Here is a 16,917-nt window from a genome sequence, read left to right as displayed (position 1 = left end):
CATGAGAACCGAACGGCGGCCGGCCCTGATCGACCGCCCGACCTCAGAGCTCGCCGCGTTGCCGCGCCGGGCGCCCCTGCCCGCGCACCACCCGGACCCCGTCCTCGACGTGGTCGTGCCCGTGTACAACGAGGAGAACGATCTGGAGCCGTGCGTCCGGCGCCTGCACGCGCACCTCGGCGAGACGTTCCCTTACTCGTTCCGGATCACCATCGCCGACAACGCGAGCACCGACGGGACCCCGCGGATCGCCGCGCGGCTGGCCGCCGAACTGCCCGGCACGGACTGGATCCGGCTGGCCGAGAAGGGGCGGGGCCGTGCGCTGCACGCCGCCTGGTCGCGGTCCCCCGCACCGGTGCTGGCGTATCTGGACGTGGATCTGTCCACCGACCTCGCGGCGCTGCTGCCGCTGGTCGCGCCGCTGATCTCGGGGCACTCGGACATCGCCATCGGCACCCGTCTGGCGCGTGGTTCGCGGGTGGTGCGCGGGCCGAAGCGGGAGATCGTCTCCCGTTGCTACAACGGGCTGTTGCGCTCGGCGCTCGCCGTGGGGTTCTCCGACGCGCAGTGCGGGTTCAAGGCGGTGCGGCGGGATGTCGCCGAGCGGTTGCTGCCGCTGGTGGAGGACCAGGGGTGGTTCTTCGACACCGAGTTGCTGGTCATCGCCGAGCGCGCGGGGCTGCGGATCCACGAGGTGCCGGTGGACTGGGTGGACGACCCCGACAGCCGGGTGCGCATCGTCTCCACGGCGCTGGCCGATCTGCGGGGCATGGCGAGGCTGGGGCGGGCCCTGGCCTGCGGCAGGCTGCCGCTCAGCGCGCTGCACCGCAGCGACGGCGACCTCGCCGGGGAACTGCCGCCGGGCCTGGTCCGGCAGGCGGTGCGCTTCGCCGCCGTCGGTGTCGCCAGCACCCTCTGCTACCTGCTGCTCTACCTCGGGCTCAGACCGGCGACGGGGGCACAGGCCGCCAACGCGCTCGCCCTGCTCGCCAGCGCGGTCGCCAACACCGCGGCCAACCGGCGGCTCACCTTCGGGGTGCGGGGGCGCGGCGGCGCGCTGCGCCACCATCTCAAGGGCCTGGCGGCGTTCCTGGTCGGACTGGCCCTGACCAGCGGTTCCCTGGCCGCCCTGCACCACACCGCGCCCGGGGCCGGGCGCGAGGTCGAGCTGGTGACCCTCGTCGCCGCCAACCTGGCCGCGACACTGCTGCGCTTCCTCCTCTACCGGGCCTGGGTGTTCCCCGCCCGCGACAACGACCGCCGTACGACAGGATCCTCATGAGCACCACCGAGCTGAGCCGACCGCTGTCCGGCCACGAGCCTCCTGAAGTCCCCCGAAGATCCAGGGAGTTCCGCCGACGGTTGCGCTGGGCCGTCGTGCGCTACGGTCCCGTGCTGCTGACGTACGGCGTGCTGAAGCTGGCCGGCTTCGCCGTCTTCATGTACCTGCTGGATTCCGCGGGCGACTTCCGCAAGAAGAACCCCCGCTTCGGCGGCGGCGAGCACCCCTGGGACGTCCTGGCCAGCTGGGACGGCTGGTGGTACCAGCAGATAGCCGAGCACGGGTACGACCCCGCCCTGGAACCGGTCCCGGGCGCGACAGGGCTGATCACCATCGAGGGCAACTCGGCTGCGTTCTTCCCGCTGTACCCGGCGCTGATGCGCCTGGTCTCGGAGTGCACCGGGCTCGGACTGTTCGGCGCCGGCCTGACGGTGTCCGTGATCGCCTCGTTCGTCGCGGCGCTCGGCATCTACGCCGTGACGCGACGGCTGGGCGGCCACCGGGCCGGGCTGGTCGCGGCCGGGCTGTGGGCGGTCTGGCCCGGCTCAGGCACGGAGTGGTCGGGCTACTCGGAGTCCCTCTACACGGCTCTCGCCGCGTGGGCCTGTCACGCCGTCATGTCCCGCCGCTGGCTGACCGCCGGGCTGCTGACCTGTGCCGCCGGACTCTGCCGGCCCACCGCCGCCGCGCTGATCGCCGCCCTCGGCGTCGCCGCGCTGCTGTCCCTGCGCCGGCGCGCGGACGGTGTGCTGCGTCCACTGGCCGCCGTGGCGATCGCACCGCTGGGACTGTTCGGCTATCTCGCCTGGGTCAACTACCGCATGGGCGACATCAACGGTTACTCCAAGCTGCAGGACGGTGCGTGGGCCCACAAGTTCGACTGGGGAGCCCATACGTTCAAGGTGCTGACGTCCCTCCCCGTCGGGCACTTCGACTATCTCTTCGCCAGGGCCTTCGAGGACGTCATCGGCGTCTGCGTCGTGCTCGCGGTGCCGGCGCTGACGGTGCTGCTGCTGCGGCTGCGCCCGCCGGCCGTGCTCGTCGTGTACACCGTGCTGTCGTACCTCATGGTGATGACCACCCAGCAGATCTTCGGCAACGTCTCGCGCTATCTGCTGCCCCTCTTCCCTCTGCTGGTGCCCCTCGCCCTCGCGATGAGCCGGCTGGGATGGCCGTCCCTGGTCGTAGTCCTCGGCACGGCCGCGCTGGCGTCCGGGTCGTACGCGGGGTATGTGCTCTTCGAACTCGGAGTGCCGTAGCCGCTGTCGGTGCGTGAGATGGCTCCGAAACATTCCCTTCACGCGGGAAGTATTTAGGGGTAACGCCCGCTGCCTACCGTGCCTGCCTGTCGTCCCCAACCCGCAGCGAGGAGGCGTGGCATGAGTACCGAGCCACGACTGGCAGAAGTCACCGATCCGGAACCGGCGCGGCAGGCGGCGCCGGGTTCAGACCAGGCCGTCAAGGAGACCCTGGAGGACTACACCCTCCGTTTCGCGCCGCGCAGCTACCGGCGCTGGACTCCGATGGTGGTGGCGACGACCGCGCTCGGCGGCATCGCCTACATGGCCGACTTCTCCATCGGCGCCGGCATCGGCCTGGCCCACGGCACCGGCAACGCGCTCCTCGCGATCGGCGTCGCCGCCGTAGTCATCTTCGTGACCGGCTTCCCGCTCGCCTACTACGGGGCCCGCTACAACATCGACCTGGACCTGATCACGCGCGGCTCCGGCTTCGGCTACTTCGGCTCGGTCCTCACCAGCGTCATCTTCGCCAGCTTCACCTTCATCTTCTTCGCCCTCGAAGGCTCGATCATGGCGCAGGGCCTGAAGCTGGGCCTCGGACTGCCGCTGTGGCTGGGCTATCTGGTGTCCACGCTGATGGTGATCCCGCTGGTGATCTACGGCATGACGGCGCTGAGCAAGCTCCAGGTGTGGACCACCCCGGTCTGGCTGCTGCTGATGGTCGGCCCGCTGGTCTATCTGGTCGCCACCGACCCGGGGTCCGTCGACCGCTTCCTCGCGTACGCGGGCACCGACGGGGACGGCGGGGTCAACACCGCCTCCGTGCTGCTGGGGGCGGGCGTGTGCCTGTCGCTGATCGCGCAGATCGGCGAGCAGATCGACTATCTGCGCTTCATGCCGCCCAAGACCGAGGCGAACAAGCGGAGTTGGTGGACGGCCGTGGTGATGGCAGGCCCGGGCTGGGTGGTGCTGGGCGCGCTGAAGCAGGCCATCGGTGTGTTCCTCGCGGTCTACATCATCGCCGAGGTCGGTCCGACCGCGGCCCCCGAGCCGATCCAGCAGTTCAAGCACGCGTTCGACGCGATGATGCCGTCCTGGATCGTCCTCCCGCTGGCGGTGGCCCTGGTCGTGATCAGCCAGATCAAGATCAACGTGACGAACGCGTACTCCGGCTCCCTCGCCTGGACCAACTCCTTCACCCGGGTCACCAGGCGCTACCCGGGCCGGATGGTCTTCGTCCTGGTCAATCTGGGCTTCGCGCTGGCCCTGATGGAGGCCGACATGTTCAGCTTCCTCAACGGCATCCTGGGTTTCTACTCGAACTGCGCGATCGCCTGGGTGGTCACCGTCGCCACCGACATCGGCATCAACAAGTACGTGCTGAAACTGTCCCCGCACGCCCCCGAGTTCCGCCGCGGCATGCTCTACGCCGTCAACCCGGTCGGCGTCGTGGCCTTCGTCGCCGCGTCCGGTCTGTCCATCGCCATGTACTTCCACGCGCTGGGCGACACGCTCCAGCCGTACTCCCCCGTCGCCGCGGCGGTCATCGCCTTCGTCCTCACGCCGCTGATGGCCGTCGCCACCAAGGGCAAGTACTACCTGCGCCGTACGGACGACGGCATCGCCGAGCCGCTCTTCGACGAGGACGGCAACCCCAGCGCCGTCGCCTACGAGTGCCATGTGTGCCGGCAGCGGTTCGAGCGGCCGGACGTGGCAGCCTGCCGGACGCACGACGCCGTGGTCTGCTCGCTCTGCCTGAGCACCGACAAGGCCGGCGACCATGTGCTGCCGGAGGCGCCCGCCGCGGCGTGACGCCCCACGCCGGGAGCGGGCCGAGACGGATTCGGCCCGCCCGTCGTCTTTCTCCCTCTCCGACGAGGCCTTTCGCAGCTCCGGGCGGCATACTGATCTTGCGCTGTGCAGTGATCGGGCCAAAGGTCGGAGAGGGGATGACGGACATGACCACCGAAGGAACGGGCAGAGCGGGAACGCCCGACGAGCCGGACGGCGTTCCCTCGATCGCGGAAGACGTGTGGCGGAGGTTCCTCTCGGACACCGAGGACGCCATACGGGTCTCCGCCCCCAGGGAGCCCTCCGCGAGGGAGCGCGCGGCGGGGCGGCGGCTCCAACCCCCGCACGCCGTCGGCGACCTGTGGCAGCCGGAGGAACTGTGGGTCCGCGTGGCCTGGCGGGACCTGGACCGTCGTGCCAAGGCCCGGCGCGTGGGACGTGTCGTCGCCACCGCCGCCGCCGTGGCCGTGGCCCTCGGGGCCTGGTCCCAGCTGTCCACCGGCGCGGGCACGGGCCACCAGCCGGGAACGGGCACCGTACGGCAGGTGGAGGGGGCGACCGCGAGGCTGCCCTCGGCCACTCCCTTCCCTTCCGGATCGCCCTTCCCCGAGCCACCCAGGTAGCCCGGGCAGGACGGGTGCCGTCCCTCCCGGCCGCCTAGGATGAGCCCACAGGCCGGATCCGGTCGCTCGTCCGGGCGCGGCCCCCCGCAGGCGAATCTCCGGAACGCGCACGCCGACCGAAGGGGGACAGGGATGAGCGCGCCACGCCTCAGCAGTACGCCGTTGCCGGGCATCGGGGTGCGCTACGACCTGACGACACGGGACAGCCGCCGCCTCTCGGTGGTCGCCCACCGCGACGGCCACCGGACGATCAGCGCCTACCGCAGGGACGACCCGGACGCCTGCGACCTGTCGGTGCGCCTGACGACGGAGGAGACGGCCACCCTCATCGACGCGCTGATGCCCGCGCATCACACGCCGAACCTGCTGTCCACCACCGACCTGGGGCTCGTCGCCGAGCGGATCGAACTGCCCGGCTCCTCACACTGGAACGGCAGGCTGCTGGGCGAGTCCCGGATCCGCACCGACACCGGCGCGTCCGTCGTGGCGGTGCTGCGCCGGGCCGAGGCGATCCCCTCCCCCACGCCGGACTTCCGGCTGGCCGGCGGGGACACCCTCATCGTCATCGGGACCCGCGAGGGCGTGGAGGCGGCCGCCGAGATACTCGGGCGGGAGTGACCCGCCATGCACTCCTCCGCGGTCTTCCTGATCGAGTTCGGCTGCCTCATCCTCGGGCTCGGGCTGCTCGGCCGGCTCGCCGGGCGTTTCCGCTTCTCGCCGATCCCCCTCTATCTGCTGGCCGGGCTCGCGTTCGGCAAGGGCGGACTGCTGCCGCTGGGCGCCAGCGAGGACTTCGTCGCCATCGGTGCCGAGATCGGTGTCATCCTGCTGCTGCTCATGCTGGGCCTGGAGTACACGGCCGCCGACCTGGTCTCCAACCTCAGAACCCACTATCAGGCCGGGGTCGTCGACGCCGTCCTCAACGCGCTGCCCGGCGCGGCACTGGCCCTGCTGCTCGGCTGGGGCCCGGTCGCCGCCGTCGTGCTGGCCGGCGTCACCTGGGTGTCCTCCTCCGGCGTCATCGCCAAGGTGCTCGGTGACCTGGGGCGGCTCGGCAACCGGGAGACCCCGGCCATCCTGAGCATCCTGGTCCTCGAGGACCTCTCCATGGCGGTGTACCTGCCCATCGTCACGGCCCTGCTGGCCGGGGTGAGCCTGGCCGCGGGCGCCGTCACGCTGGCCATCGCCCTGGGCGTGGCCACCGTCGTCCTCGTCCTCGCGGTGCGCTACGGCCGCCATGTCTCCCGCTTCGTCTCCAGCGACGACCCCGAGAAACTGCTGCTGGTGGTGCTAGGCGTGACCCTCGTGGTCGCCGGGCTCGCCCAGCAGCTCCAGGTGTCCGCCGCCGTGGGCGCCTTCCTGGTCGGTATCGCGCTGTCGGGCGAGGTCGCCGAGGGTGCGACGAGCCTGCTCGCGCCGTTGCGGGATCTGTTCGCCGCGGTGTTCTTCGTCTTCTTCGGGCTGCACACGGACCCCGCCAGCATCCCGCCCGTCCTGCTGCCCGCCCTCGCCCTGGCGGCCGTCACCACCGCGACGAAGATCGCCACCGGCTACTGGGCCGCGCGCCGGGCCGGGATCGGGCCCAAGGGCCGCTGGCGGGCCGGCGGCACGCTCGTGGCCCGCGGCGAGTTCTCCATCGTCATCGCGGGGCTCGCCGTCACGGCCGGCATCGAGCCGTCCCTGGGCCCCCTGGCCACTGCGTACGTCCTCATCCTGGTTCTCCTCGGCCCGCTGACCGCGCGATGGACCGAGCCCGTGGCGACGCTCCTGACGGGACGGGTGCGGCGGGGGAAGGCCGCGCCCGTCGCTCTCGGCGCTCACGAGAGCATCGAGGGCCAGGACCCGGTCGGCCGTGCCTGACGCGCATCGGCAGCCGTACAGCTCCGGCACACCGCGACCCTGACGTCCCCCCGTCGGGAGAAGCTCCCGGTCAGCCGGTCTTCCACCCCCGCCGCGCGTCGATCCGCTCCCATTCCGCGTCCCACTGCGCCATACGCCGCCGGTCCAGGGACAGCCGTATCAGCCAGGCCGCTCCCAGCACCGCCCCGCCCGCCAGGCCACCGGCCAGGGCGCCGCCCATGGTCGTGTGGAGCCAGGCCTCGCCTTCGGACACCGGTGGGGTCGTGATGTCACCGCTCTTGTTCACCCACACGGGGACCGTGCTCCCGGCCGGCGCCCGGGGCGGTACCCGTGCCTCGTCCTTGTGCGTCGAACCGTCCGGCGCGGTCCACCGCACCTCGCCCCACACCCGGTGGTCGCTCGCCGCGCGGGCCGGTGACGGGCCCGGCGCGTCCTTGACGACGACCGCCGAGACCTGGTGGCTCCCGGCCCGCTGCTTTTCGACGGCCTGCTCGACCGCACCCGCCGCCATCAGCCCCCCGGCCAGCCCGCCCAGCAGGGCGAACACCCAGCCGGCGAGCACGACCCAGGCTTCGACGACGTCCACGCGCCGCTTGAGCGCGTTGCGTCGCCACCGCCACCACCGCATGGTCGTACGCTCTGACGCTTCCATCGGCCGACACCCCCTCGTGAGCACCGGCAGCACCCTTCCAGTGTGCGCCTGATCGGTGCCCCTGTCGGCGTGGCGCTCAGCCGGGGGACGCGGCGATCCGTACCCGGTCGCTGTCGCCGCCGGAGAGGAAGGACGCCAGCGCCCGTCCCTCCTCGTCGACGGCGGTGCGGTCGGCGCGGGTGAAGCGGCCCAGCGGGGTGATCAGGACGCGGTCCGCCTCGACGCTCCAGGTCGCGGCGACCCGGCCGTCGACCAGGACGACCCGGGCGCCGGCGACGGACAGGCCGCGATGGGCGTCGTCGATGATCCGGCCGCGGTCGTGGTAGCCGAGGATCGCGTTGTCGAAGGCCGGCAGGAACCGCACCGGGGCTGGGGTGCCGGGATCGGGGCGCGGTGCCTCGGGGAGGTCCAGCAGTTCCCGGCCGCGCTCGTCGCGGAAGACGACCAGTTCCTCGCGCAGGGCGGAGACGGCGGCGGGCAGTCCGGCCAGACCGCACCAGGCGCGCAGGTCGGCCGAGGCGGCGGGGCCGAACGCGGCCAGGTAGCGCCGTACCAGTGTCTGTCCCACGGGGTCGGAGCTGTCGGAGTCCGGTGGGTCGATCTCGCGTCCCAGCCAGGAGGAGACCAGTGCGTAGCGCGCTCCTCCCGTCGTGCGCCACAGCCCGCGCGGGGGCAGTTGCACGGTCGGGAGCAGACCCGCGATGAGCATTTCGCCGAGTGGCCGGGGCCCCGCCGTGGGCCAGCGGCCGGCGACGGCGCGCGCGAGGTCGCCCATCGCGCGGGGTTCGCCGTCGGCCATGACGGACCGCCCGGCCGCCGCGAGTTCGCCGAGGTCGACCCCCTCCAGCTCGCGGCGGTAAGTGCCGAGCACCCGCTGGCGCAGCATGGCGTCGTGGCGCGCCCGCCAGGCCACCAGGTCGTCGGCGGTGACGAGGTGGACGGTGCGGCGCATGAGATGGGTCCGCACCACGCGCCGCCCGGTCAGCAGGTCCGACAGCACCGTGGGCGCGAAGGCCCGCAACCGGGACCAGAGCCCGATGAACGGCTCCTGCGGCTCCTGCGCCTGGAGTCCGCACAGCTGCGCGACGGCGTCGAGCACCGGCAGGTCGGCGCGGTCGAGGAGCAACTGCCGTGCGAGGGTGGCGCGGTTGAGCGCGCGGGCGTCGAGAACGGTCAAGGGAGCACCTCGGCCTTCGAGTCGTGTGCCGGCCCGTGGTTCGAGTGGTCCGGGCGGCTTGCCCGGTCACCGTCGCACGGGATGCGGTCAGGTCGTGACCGCATCCGGAGTCGCGGCCGAGGTGTCGCGCGTGACCAGGAGGGGGCGGGGACGTTCTCGCGAGGCTCGGTACAGCCTTGGTCGAGGCGTGCCGTCTCACCGGCGTTGCCATTCCTCCGCGAGGAGTCGGTAGGAGCGCACGCGGTCGGCGTGGTCGTGCGTGATGGTGGTGATGATCAGCTCGTCGGCGCCGGTGGCCTCCTGGAGTTGTTCGAGCCGGTCGGCGACGCGTCCCGGCGAGCCGGCGAACTGGGTGTCGACGCGGTCGGCGACCAGGGCGCGGTCCTGCTCCGTCCAGGTGTGGGCGCGGGCCTGCTCGGGGGTCGGGAAGGGGATCGCGCCCTCTGCGGTGCGGATGCTGCGTACCCACGGGCCGTAGCCGGTGGCCAGTTCGCGGGCGGTCTCGTCGTCCTCGGCGACGACGACGTCGGCGGAGACACTGACGAAGGGCTTGTCGAGATGGTCGGACGGCTGGAACGCGGCCCGGTAGCCCTCCGCCGCCTCCAGTACGGTGGCCGGGCTGACGTGGTAGTTGGCCGCGAAGCGCAGGCCGTTGCGGCCCGCGACCTCGGCGCTCTCGCCGCCGCTGCTGCCGAGGATCCACACCTGCAGGTCGGCGCCCTCGCCGGGGACGGCGTGTGCTTCGAGGCCCTCCGGCGAGCGGTAGTCGCCGCGCAGCAGCGCGAGGATGTCGTCGACCTGTTCGCCGTAGTCCTGGTGGCCGGCGCCCGGCTGCTGCAACAACCGCTGCTGGAGGCGGAGCCGGGGTGAACCGCGCAGGTGCTCGAAGGAGAAACGGGGCGGGATCCTCAGGCCGTTCGGGGTGCGCCCGTCGACGACCGGGGTCGTGGTCGGGCGGGCTTCCGCCGTCTGTCCGGGGGGCCGGCCGCCGGAGCGGCCGAGGCCCAGGTCGAGGCGCCCCGGGTGCAGGGCGTCGATCAGGCCGAACTCCTCGACGGTGGACAGGGCGGTGCGGTGGCCGAGTTGCACGGCACCGGAGCCGATCCTGATCGTGGAGGTCGCGGAGGCGGTCAGGGCCAGGACGACGGCGGGTGAGGTCCCGGCCACGCCCGGGTTGAGGTGGTGCTCGGCGAACCAGTAGCGGCTGTAGCCGAACCGCTCGGTCTGCCGGGCGAGGTCGATGGTGTGGTGCAGCGCCTCGGCGGCGGTGGAGCCGGACGGGATCGGGACGAGGTCGAGGACCCCGAGAGGGATGCCGGACATGGTCGGGTGCTCCTCAGCGGTCTGGTGGTCGCGGACGGTCTCGGGACGAAACAGCTAGCCGCCGTTCTTCGGCAGGCCGGGCGGGTTGATCTCCGACCTGGTCACGGCCTCGCCGGACAGGCCCCAGCGCTTCAGCACCTTCGCGTAGGTGCCGTTGTCGATGATGTGGTTGGTCGCGTCGGCGAGCGGCTTCGCCAGTCCGCTGTCCTTCTTGGTGATGGCCGCGATGAGGCCCTGGAGGCCCGCGCCGGCCCCGGAGTACGTGCCGACGACCTCCGTCTTCCCGCTGGTGGCCGCGTGGTAGGCGGCGGTCGGGTTGGGGCCGAGGTAGAGGTCGATCCGGCCGGACTGGAGAGCGAGGTAGGTGTCGCTCTCGTTCTGGTAGTACTTGATGTCCACCGGCTTCCGGCCGGCCTTCTTGTTCTGTGCCGACCACTCGACCAGCAGCTTCTCCTGGTTGGTGCCGCTGCTCACGGCGACGGTCTTCCCCGCCACGTCCTTCGGCCCGGTGATCTTCAGGCCGCTGCCCTTCTTCGCCGCGAACCCCAGGTTGTCCTCGCGGTAGGTGGCGAAGTCGTACTTCTCCTTGCGTTCCTCGGTGACGGTGATGTTGCTGAGGCCCGCGTCGTATTTGGCGCTGTCGAGGCCGACGAAGATGTTCTCCCACGACACCGTGTTGATGTGGGGCTTGAGGCCGAGCACGTCGGCGACCAGGTGGGCGAGGTCGGGCTCGACGCCGATGACGGTCCTGTTGTCGGTGGAGTAGAAGGTCAGCGGTGCGGCGGAGCCGGCGGAGGAGACGAGTTCCAGGGTGCCTCTCCTGCGGATCTTCTCCGGGACCTCGTCGGCTATGGAGTCCACCTTGCCGGTCGTGACGCGCTGCTGGTCGGGACTGATGTTGATCTTCGTCTTGCTGCCGGACTCGGCCGCGACCTCGGTGGTGCCGCCGTCGGTGGGGTCGGCGCAGCCGGCGAGGACGAGGGCGGTGGCGAGTCCGAGCATTGCCGCGGTGGTGCGGCGGGCGGCGAGGGTGGCCACAGTGGTGCTCCTTGTGTGCGTAACGGGAGGGGTCTCAGAGGACCTTGGAGAGGAAGGCGCGGGTGCGCTCGTGCCGCGGGGCGTCGAGGACGGCCGAGGGCGGGCCCTGCTCCACGACGACTCCGCCGTCCATGAAGACCACCGTGCCGGCGACCTCGCGGGCGAAGCCGATCTCGTGGGTCACGACGATCATGGTGGTGCCGGTGCGGCCGAGGTCCTTGATGACGTCGAGGACCTCGCCGACCAGTTCGGGGTCGAGCGCCGAGGTGGGTTCGTCGAAGAGCAGCACCTTGGGTTCGAGGGCGAGTGCGCGGGCGATGGCGACGCGCTGCTGCTGTCCGCCGGACAACTGCCGTGGATAGGCATCGGTCTTCTCGGCGAGGCCGACCCGCTCCAGCAGCCGGCGGGCGGTCTCCTCCGCCTCCTTGCGGGGGCGGCCGAGCGCGGAGACGGGGGCTTCGACGAGGTTCTCCAGCACGGACAGGTGCGGGAAGAGGTTGAAGTTCTGGAAGACGAACCCGATGTTGGTCCGCTGCTTCAGAACGTCCTTCTCCTTCAGCTCGTGCAGTTTGTCGCCCGAGCGTCGGTAGCCGATGAGTTCGCCGTCGATGCTGATCCAGCCGCGGTCGACCTTCTCCAGGTGGTTGATGGTGCGCAGCAGCGTGGACTTGCCGGATCCGGACGGGCCGAGGATCACGGTGACCTCGCCGGCACGGACCTCCAGGTCGACGCCGCGCAGCACCTCCAGGGGACCGAAGCTCTTGTGGACGCCGTGGACGTCGACCATGACGGCATTCATGCGCTCTCCTTCGTCACGATGCGCCGGGCGCGCTGGAGGGGGGTGGGCGGCGGGGTGCGGTCGGCGCCACGGGCGTAGCGGCGCTCGATGTAGTACTGGGCGACCGACAGCAGGGAGGTCAGGACGACGTACCAGGCGGTGGCGACGAGCAGCAGCGGGATGACCCGGCCGTTGCGGCCGTAGATCACCTGCACCTGGTAGAAGAGCTCGCCGATGGACATCACGTAGACCACCGAAGTGCCTTTGAGCAGGCCGATGATCTCGTTGCCGGCGGTGGGCAGGATGGCGCGCATGGCCTGCGGCAGGACGATCCGGCGGATCTGCCGCAGCCGGGGGATGCCGAGCGCGGCGGCCGCTTCGAGCTGTCCGTGGTCGACGGCGAGGACGCCGCCGCGGACGATCTCGGCGGCGTAGGCCGCCTGATGCAGGGTCAGTCCGATGACGGCGGCGCCGATGGTGCCGATGAGGGTGTTGCTGTCGACGGACCAGAACACCGGGCCGAAGGGGATGCCGAGACCCAGCTCCTTGTACAGGGCGCTGAGGTTGAACCAGAACACCAGCTGGACGATCATCGGGATCGACCGGAAGATCCAGATGTAGGTCCAGGCGACGGTCGAGAGCAGCGGGCTGCGCGACAGCCGCATGAAGGCGATCACGGTGCCGAGGAGGAAGCCGAGGACGGTGGCGTAGGCGGTGAGTTGGAGGGTCACCCACACGGCCTGGACGATCGTCTCCGAGAAGACGTACTCACCGAAGACGTGCCATTCCCAGACGGGGTTCGTGGCCAGCCCGTGGACGAACTGGGCGATCAGCACGAGAATGGCGGCGCCGGCGGCCCAGCGGGCGTAGTGGCGGGTGGGGACGACCTTCAGTTCGGACGGGTCTTCGACCAGCCGGGGGGCCGGTTCTGTGAGGGTGTCGCTGCTCATGGGTCACCTGTGTTCGGGCGGGTTGATCTGCGACGCGTCGATCGCGGAGGCGGAGGTGCCCCACTTCTCGAGGATCCGGGCGTAGGTGCCGTCCTTGATCAGTGCGTCGACGGCGGCCTGGAAGGCCTTGGTGAGCGGGGAGTTCTTCCGGAAGGCGAAGCCGACGTCGAGGCGGTGGTACTCGCCGAGGAAGGTGGTCCGGGCGGCGGGCTGGGCCGCCTGGTAGCGCAGGCCGTTGATGGTCGACATGATCACGTCGATGCGGCCCTGCTGGAGCGCGGTGAGCGTGGCGCCGTTCTCCGAGTAGACCTTCACCTCGTACGGCTTCCTGCCGGCCTTCGCGCAGATGTCCTTCTGCGCGGTGAGGGTCGTCTCGAAGGTGGTGCCGGCACCCGTGCCGATGGTCAGCCCGCACAGCTGCTTCAGGTCGGTGACCTTCTTCTCGAGTGTGGTGTTTCCCTTCTTCACCGCGAAGCCTTGGCCGTCGTTGATGTAGGTGACGAAGTCGACGGTCTTCAGGCGCTGGGTGGTGACACCGAAGTTGCCGGTGCCGACGTCGAACTTGCCGCTGCCGAGGGCGGGCAGGATCGTCTCGAAGGAGGCGTCCTGCCGTGCCGGTTTCACGCCGAGGACCTTGGCCACCGCGTCGGCGATGTCGATGTCCTGGCCCGCGGGCGCCTTGCCGGGCCCGTTCGGGTAGTAGGCCCCGGGCGGGAATCCGACGGAGCTGCCGATGCGCAGGGTGCCCGCCTTGCGGACGTCGGCGGGCAGCAGGGCGGCGGCGGAGTCCACCTTGCGCACGGCGGCGACCGGGTCGTCGGTGGGCGCGGGGGACGCCTGGGCGCCCGCGGGAGTGGTGCCGGGGGTGCCGCCGGAGCCGCAGGCGGTCAGCGCCAGGACGGGCAGCAGTGCGAGGGCGGCGGCGCCGCGCGGACGGGTTCTGATCGTGCGGGTGTTCACGGCTTCAGGGCCTCTCCGAGGTGCTTCTCGAACGGCAGCGGGCCGATGGTCTCGGGGTCGGCCTCGGTGTCGAACAGCGGTGTGTAGCCGGTGGCCAGGTACAGGCCGCGGGCCTCGGGCTGGCGCGGGCCCGTGGTGAGGTAGATCCGGCGGTAGCCGCGGCCGGCCGCCTCCTGCTCCAGCTCGGCGACGACACGCCGGGCCAGACCGCGCCGCCGGTGGGCGGAGTGGCTCCAGATCCGCTTCAGCTCTGCCGTGGTGGCGTCGTAGCGGCGGAAGGCGCCGCCCGCGACGGGCTCGCCGTGTTCCAGGAGCAGCAGGAGCAGGCCGCCGTGCGCTGCGGTGAACTCCTCGTCGGGGTAGCGGGCTATCTCGGCGTGCGCGTCCCTGCCGTAGCGCGCCGAGTACTCGTGGCCGAGCTCGCGCAGCAGTGGCTCGACGCGGGGATCGGAGACGGGGACATGTAGGAACGTCAGTTCCGGTGCGGAGGTCATCCGTTCACCGCCGCCAGGGTCTCGGTGCCGCGGGCGGCCCGCTCGGCGTCGCGCTTGGCGACCTCCTCGCGGACGATGGGGATCACGTGCCGGCCGAAGTCGATGGCGTCGCCCAGCAGGTCGTAGCCGCGGGCGGAGAGGATGTCGACGCCGAGGTCGTAGTAGTCCAGGAGTGCCTGCGCGACCGTCTCCGGGGTGCCGACCAGGGCGTTGGAGTTGCCCGCGCCGCCGGTCGCGGCGGCCGTCGGGGTCCACAGGGCGCGGTCGTAGCGCTCCCCCGCCTCGGCGATGGCGATCAGCCGCTGAGAGCCGGTGTTTTGAGGTGTTACAGCCTGCGGCTGGGCGAGTCCGTTGTGGCGCTTGGTGATCGCCTCGCCCCTCTCCTTGCGGGCCTTGATCGCGCCGACCGTGCGGTGGGCCTTCTCCCAGGCCAGTTCCTCGGTCGGGGCGATGATCGGGCGGAAGGCCACCTGGATGCGCGGGACGTCGGTGCGGCCCGCCGCCTTCGCCGCCGCCTTCACCGTCTCGATCTGCTCGGCGGTCTTCGCCAGGGGCTCGCCCCAGAGGCAGTAGACGTCGGCCTCGGCTCCGCCGGCTGCGTACGCCGCGGGTGACGAGCCGCCGAAGGACACGTTCGGGCGCGGCTGCTGGACCGGGAAGACGTCACTGACGAAATCGTGGAAGCGGTAGTGCTCGCCCTCGTGGTCGAAGGGCTCGCGCGTGGTCCAGATCTTCTTGACGATCCGGATGTACTCGCGGGTGCGTGCGTAGCGCTCGTCCTTGGTGAGGGTGTCGCCCTCGCGGCCCTGTTCGTGGTCGTTGCCGCCCGTGATGAAGTGCACGGTCAGCCGGCCCTCGCTGATCTGATCGAGGGTGGCGAAGGTCTTCGCGGCGAAGGTCGGGTACGAGACGTTGGGCCGGTGCGCGAGGAGGATCTGGAGCCGGTCCAGCCTGCTCGCGATGTAGGCGGCGGCCGGCGCCGGGTCCGGCGAGCCGGAACCGTAGGCGAACAGCACCCGGTCCCAGTCGTGGTCCTCGTGCGCGCGGGCGAGCCGGAGCGTGTACTCCTTGTCGAAGGCGGCGCCGGAGCGCGGGGTGGTTTCGGAACCGTCGTGGGTGGCGGCGATGCCGAGGAACTCCACGGGCATGGGTATGGCCTTTCCTCAAGTCCTGTGATGCCGAGCCGAGTTCGGACGCGGGCACGGCGGGGCGGCCCTCGGGGCGGCCGGGTGTGACGGCGCCTCAGGGCGTGGGGAACCAGGGGGTGAACAGGTGTGATGACGCCGGGGTACGGGCCCCGGGCGGGGTGATGCGACGGCAGCGCGTGTCAGGAGAGAGACTCGGCCCGCGACGGGGACACCGAGGGAGGGAAGGGCCGGTCAGACGGCCCGCTGCCGTGTCAGGCGCAACACGCCGCGGACCACACTCGACCGAAGTCGATGTGGACCCGGCTGACCAGGCGCTGTCCGGCATTCATGCGACTACTTGAGCAGGACATCTCGCTTTTCGTCAACCACGGCTCGGATGCCGGACGGGAGTTGAACGGTTCCGGTGCGTGGTTGACACGCGCGTGTGTCGGACCCCTACGATCGGGCGCACCGCGTTGAGGGACGCGGCGAGCGTGATGACGCCCGACCGGGACTCCGGTTCCGTATCCATGCCGCGCCTCCCTCCCTGGAGATCCTTCCGATGGTCTCGCCGCCCGATCTCACCGACTCCGCATCCGCCACGTCCGCGGGGCGTCCGACAGCGTCCTCCGGCCGGGTTCCGGGCCGGGGGCCCGACGACGATCTCCCACGGATCGTGCCGCGCCGGCGCGTGGGCCGTCTGCTGTCCGCGGCCGTCGCGCTGCTGGTCTTCGCGATGGTGGTCAACTCCGTCGTCCGCAACCGCGCCTTCCAGTGGGAGGTGGTCGGCCAGTACTTCACGAGTACCGCCGTCCTCGACGGGCTGCTCCTCACCCTGTGGCTGACCGGCGTGGTGATGGTGCTCGGCTTCCTGCTCGGCATTCCGCTGGCCGTGATGCGACTGTCCGGCAACCCCGTGCTGGCCACGCTGAGTTGGGGCTTCGTGTGGATCTTCCGGTCCACTCCGCTGCTGGTGCAGCTGCTGTTCTGGTTCAACATCGGGGCCCTCTATCCGACGCTCGGACTCGGTATCCCGTTCGGCCCGCAGTTCATCACCGTCAAGACGGTGAATCTGCTCGGACCGGTCCTCACCGCCGTCATCGGGCTCACGCTGCACGAGGCGGCCTATGCCGCGGAGGTGGTGCGCGGCGGCATCCTCTCGGTGGACTCCGGGCAGACCGAGGCGGCCCAGGCCCTCGGCATCGGCAGGGCGCGCACCCTGCGCCGGATCGTGGTGCCGCAGGCGATGCGCTCCATCGTGCCGACCGCCGGCAACATGCTGATCGGCACCCTGAAGGGCACGAGCATCGTCAGCGTGCTGGCGGTGCACGACCTGCTGTACTCGGCGCAGTTGGTCTACAACCAGACCTACCAGGTCATCCCGCTGCTGATGGTCGCCACACTCTGGTACATCGCCGTCACCACCGTGCTCAGCGTGGGGCAGTTCCATGTCGAGCGCCACTACGCGCGGGGCGCGGCGCGGGCTCTGCCGCCGACGCCCGTGCAGAGGCTGAGGGCCCGGCTGTCCGCATACCGCCGTTCCCCGCGTTCCCTACATTCCCTATAGAATTACTAGGAAAGTATTGACGGCGCCTCGGGCCGCCGCACAGGATGACGCATG

General features: G+C 71.1%; 16 protein-coding genes. 7 read left to right on the top strand and 9 right to left on the bottom strand.

Going from position 1 to position 16,917, the window contains the following annotated elements; all coding sequences use genetic code 11:
• Position 1 precedes the first annotated feature (1 nt).
• The 6 genes from ACZ6I3_RS14490 (at position 2) to ACZ6I3_RS14465 (ending at position 6,797) form a co-directional block, all read left to right on the top strand.
• The gene (locus ACZ6I3_RS14490; RefSeq protein ID WP_469414653.1) at positions 2 to 1,282 is read left to right on the top strand and encodes a bifunctional glycosyltransferase family 2/GtrA family protein; all 1,281 of its coding nucleotides are present in this window, start codon (positions 2 to 4) and stop codon (positions 1,280 to 1,282) included.
• Positions 1,279 to 2,541, top strand: coding sequence for a hypothetical protein (locus tag ACZ6I3_RS14485; protein WP_469414651.1), 1,263 nt, complete (start codon positions 1,279 to 1,281; stop codon positions 2,539 to 2,541). Before ACZ6I3_RS14490 ends, ACZ6I3_RS14485 begins: the two co-directional genes overlap by 4 nt.
• 120 nt (positions 2,542 to 2,661) lie before the next feature.
• Positions 2,662 to 4,335, top strand: coding sequence for a purine-cytosine permease family protein (locus tag ACZ6I3_RS14480; RefSeq protein WP_469414649.1), 1,674 nt, complete (start codon positions 2,662 to 2,664; stop codon positions 4,333 to 4,335).
• 146 nt (positions 4,336 to 4,481) lie between these two features.
• Positions 4,482 to 4,937 carry a hypothetical protein gene (locus tag ACZ6I3_RS14475; RefSeq protein ID WP_469414648.1) on the top strand — a complete coding sequence of 152 codons (456 nt, stop codon included), beginning with the start codon at positions 4,482 to 4,484 and terminating at the stop codon, positions 4,935 to 4,937.
• A gap of 132 nt (positions 4,938 to 5,069) precedes the next feature.
• Positions 5,070 to 5,555, top strand: a complete 486-nt coding sequence (locus ACZ6I3_RS14470; protein WP_469414646.1) for a cation:proton antiporter regulatory subunit — start codon at positions 5,070 to 5,072, stop codon at positions 5,553 to 5,555.
• Positions 5,556 to 5,561: 6 nt separating this feature from the next.
• The gene (locus ACZ6I3_RS14465) at positions 5,562 to 6,797 is read left to right on the top strand and encodes a cation:proton antiporter (protein ID WP_469414644.1); all 1,236 of its coding nucleotides are present in this window, start codon (positions 5,562 to 5,564) and stop codon (positions 6,795 to 6,797) included.
• A gap of 70 nt (positions 6,798 to 6,867) precedes the next feature.
• On the opposite strand, the gene ACZ6I3_RS14460 is transcribed toward ACZ6I3_RS14465, so the two are convergent.
• From ACZ6I3_RS14460 to ACZ6I3_RS14420, 9 genes are all read right to left on the bottom strand, one after another.
• A complete protein-coding gene (locus ACZ6I3_RS14460; RefSeq protein WP_469414643.1) occupies positions 6,868 to 7,449 on the bottom strand; it encodes an Rv1733c family protein in 582 nt (193 codons plus the stop codon).
• Between the two features lie 76 nt (positions 7,450 to 7,525).
• Entirely contained in the window at positions 7,526 to 8,626 is a 1,101-nt protein-coding gene (locus ACZ6I3_RS14455) for a winged helix DNA-binding domain-containing protein (RefSeq protein ID WP_469414641.1), read from the bottom strand.
• A 195-nt stretch (positions 8,627 to 8,821) separates the two neighbouring features.
• On the bottom strand, positions 8,822 to 9,949 hold the full coding sequence (locus tag ACZ6I3_RS14450; protein ID WP_469414640.1) for an LLM class flavin-dependent oxidoreductase: 1,128 nt from the start codon (positions 9,947 to 9,949) through the stop codon (positions 8,822 to 8,824).
• A 54-nt stretch (positions 9,950 to 10,003) separates the two neighbouring features.
• Positions 10,004 to 10,951, bottom strand: a complete 948-nt coding sequence (locus ACZ6I3_RS14445; RefSeq protein ID WP_469415022.1) for an ABC transporter substrate-binding protein — start codon at positions 10,949 to 10,951, stop codon at positions 10,004 to 10,006.
• A 70-nt stretch (positions 10,952 to 11,021) separates the two neighbouring features.
• Positions 11,022 to 11,786 carry an amino acid ABC transporter ATP-binding protein gene (locus ACZ6I3_RS14440; RefSeq protein WP_469414639.1) on the bottom strand — a complete coding sequence of 255 codons (765 nt, stop codon included), beginning with the start codon at positions 11,784 to 11,786 and terminating at the stop codon, positions 11,022 to 11,024.
• Positions 11,783 to 12,715 (bottom strand): amino acid ABC transporter permease, encoded by a 933-nt coding sequence (locus ACZ6I3_RS14435; protein WP_469414637.1) that lies wholly within the window; start codon positions 12,713 to 12,715, stop codon positions 11,783 to 11,785. The genes ACZ6I3_RS14440 and ACZ6I3_RS14435 overlap by 4 nt, the downstream gene beginning before the upstream one ends.
• A gap of 3 nt (positions 12,716 to 12,718) precedes the next feature.
• A complete protein-coding gene (locus tag ACZ6I3_RS14430; RefSeq protein WP_469414635.1) occupies positions 12,719 to 13,675 on the bottom strand; it encodes an ABC transporter substrate-binding protein in 957 nt (318 codons plus the stop codon).
• Positions 13,672 to 14,169, bottom strand: a complete 498-nt coding sequence (locus tag ACZ6I3_RS14425; RefSeq protein ID WP_469414634.1) for a GNAT family N-acetyltransferase — start codon at positions 14,167 to 14,169, stop codon at positions 13,672 to 13,674. Before ACZ6I3_RS14425 ends, ACZ6I3_RS14430 begins: the two co-directional genes overlap by 4 nt.
• On the bottom strand, positions 14,166 to 15,317 hold the full coding sequence (locus ACZ6I3_RS14420) for an LLM class flavin-dependent oxidoreductase (RefSeq protein WP_469414633.1): 1,152 nt from the start codon (positions 15,315 to 15,317) through the stop codon (positions 14,166 to 14,168). Before ACZ6I3_RS14420 ends, ACZ6I3_RS14425 begins: the two co-directional genes overlap by 4 nt.
• Before the next feature lie 541 nt (positions 15,318 to 15,858).
• Between ACZ6I3_RS14420 and ACZ6I3_RS14415 the strand changes: the two genes are divergently transcribed.
• Positions 15,859 to 16,863, top strand: coding sequence for an amino acid ABC transporter permease (locus tag ACZ6I3_RS14415; RefSeq protein ID WP_469414632.1), 1,005 nt, complete (start codon positions 15,859 to 15,861; stop codon positions 16,861 to 16,863).
• Positions 16,864 to 16,917 lie beyond the last annotated feature (54 nt).

The sequence above is a fragment of the Streptomyces sp. NPDC041940 genome (genome assembly GCF_055589465.1).
The sequence above is the reverse complement of the archived record's forward strand: the minus strand, read 5'-3'. Positions and strand labels throughout refer to the sequence as shown.

What these genes read in the sequence shown, in the direction of transcription:
- ACZ6I3_RS14490 (WP_469414653.1), top strand. Translation starts at nt 2, where the DNA reads ATGAGAACCGAACGGCGGCCGGCCCTGATCGACCGCCCGACCTCAGAG.
- ACZ6I3_RS14485 (WP_469414651.1), top strand. Translation starts at nt 1,279, where the DNA reads ATGAGCACCACCGAGCTGAGCCGACCGCTGTCCGGCCACGAGCCTCCT.
- ACZ6I3_RS14480 (WP_469414649.1), top strand. Translation starts at nt 2,662, where the DNA reads ATGAGTACCGAGCCACGACTGGCAGAAGTCACCGATCCGGAACCGGCG.
- ACZ6I3_RS14475 (WP_469414648.1), top strand. Translation starts at nt 4,482, where the DNA reads ATGACCACCGAAGGAACGGGCAGAGCGGGAACGCCCGACGAGCCGGAC.
- ACZ6I3_RS14470 (WP_469414646.1), top strand. Translation starts at nt 5,070, where the DNA reads ATGAGCGCGCCACGCCTCAGCAGTACGCCGTTGCCGGGCATCGGGGTG.
- ACZ6I3_RS14465 (WP_469414644.1), top strand. Translation starts at nt 5,562, where the DNA reads ATGCACTCCTCCGCGGTCTTCCTGATCGAGTTCGGCTGCCTCATCCTC.
- ACZ6I3_RS14460 (WP_469414643.1), bottom strand. Translation starts at nt 7,449, where the DNA reads ATGGAAGCGTCAGAGCGTACGACCATGCGGTGGTGGCGGTGGCGACGC.
- ACZ6I3_RS14450 (WP_469414640.1), bottom strand. Translation starts at nt 9,949, where the DNA reads ATGTCCGGCATCCCTCTCGGGGTCCTCGACCTCGTCCCGATCCCGTCC.
- ACZ6I3_RS14445 (WP_469415022.1), bottom strand. Translation starts at nt 10,951, where the DNA reads ATGCTCGGACTCGCCACCGCCCTCGTCCTCGCCGGCTGCGCCGACCCC.
- ACZ6I3_RS14440 (WP_469414639.1), bottom strand. Translation starts at nt 11,786, where the DNA reads ATGAATGCCGTCATGGTCGACGTCCACGGCGTCCACAAGAGCTTCGGT.
- ACZ6I3_RS14435 (WP_469414637.1), bottom strand. Translation starts at nt 12,715, where the DNA reads ATGAGCAGCGACACCCTCACAGAACCGGCCCCCCGGCTGGTCGAAGAC.
- ACZ6I3_RS14425 (WP_469414634.1), bottom strand. Translation starts at nt 14,169, where the DNA reads ATGACCTCCGCACCGGAACTGACGTTCCTACATGTCCCCGTCTCCGAT.
- ACZ6I3_RS14420 (WP_469414633.1), bottom strand. Translation starts at nt 15,317, where the DNA reads ATGCCCGTGGAGTTCCTCGGCATCGCCGCCACCCACGACGGTTCCGAA.
- ACZ6I3_RS14415 (WP_469414632.1), top strand. Translation starts at nt 15,859, where the DNA reads ATGGTCTCGCCGCCCGATCTCACCGACTCCGCATCCGCCACGTCCGCG.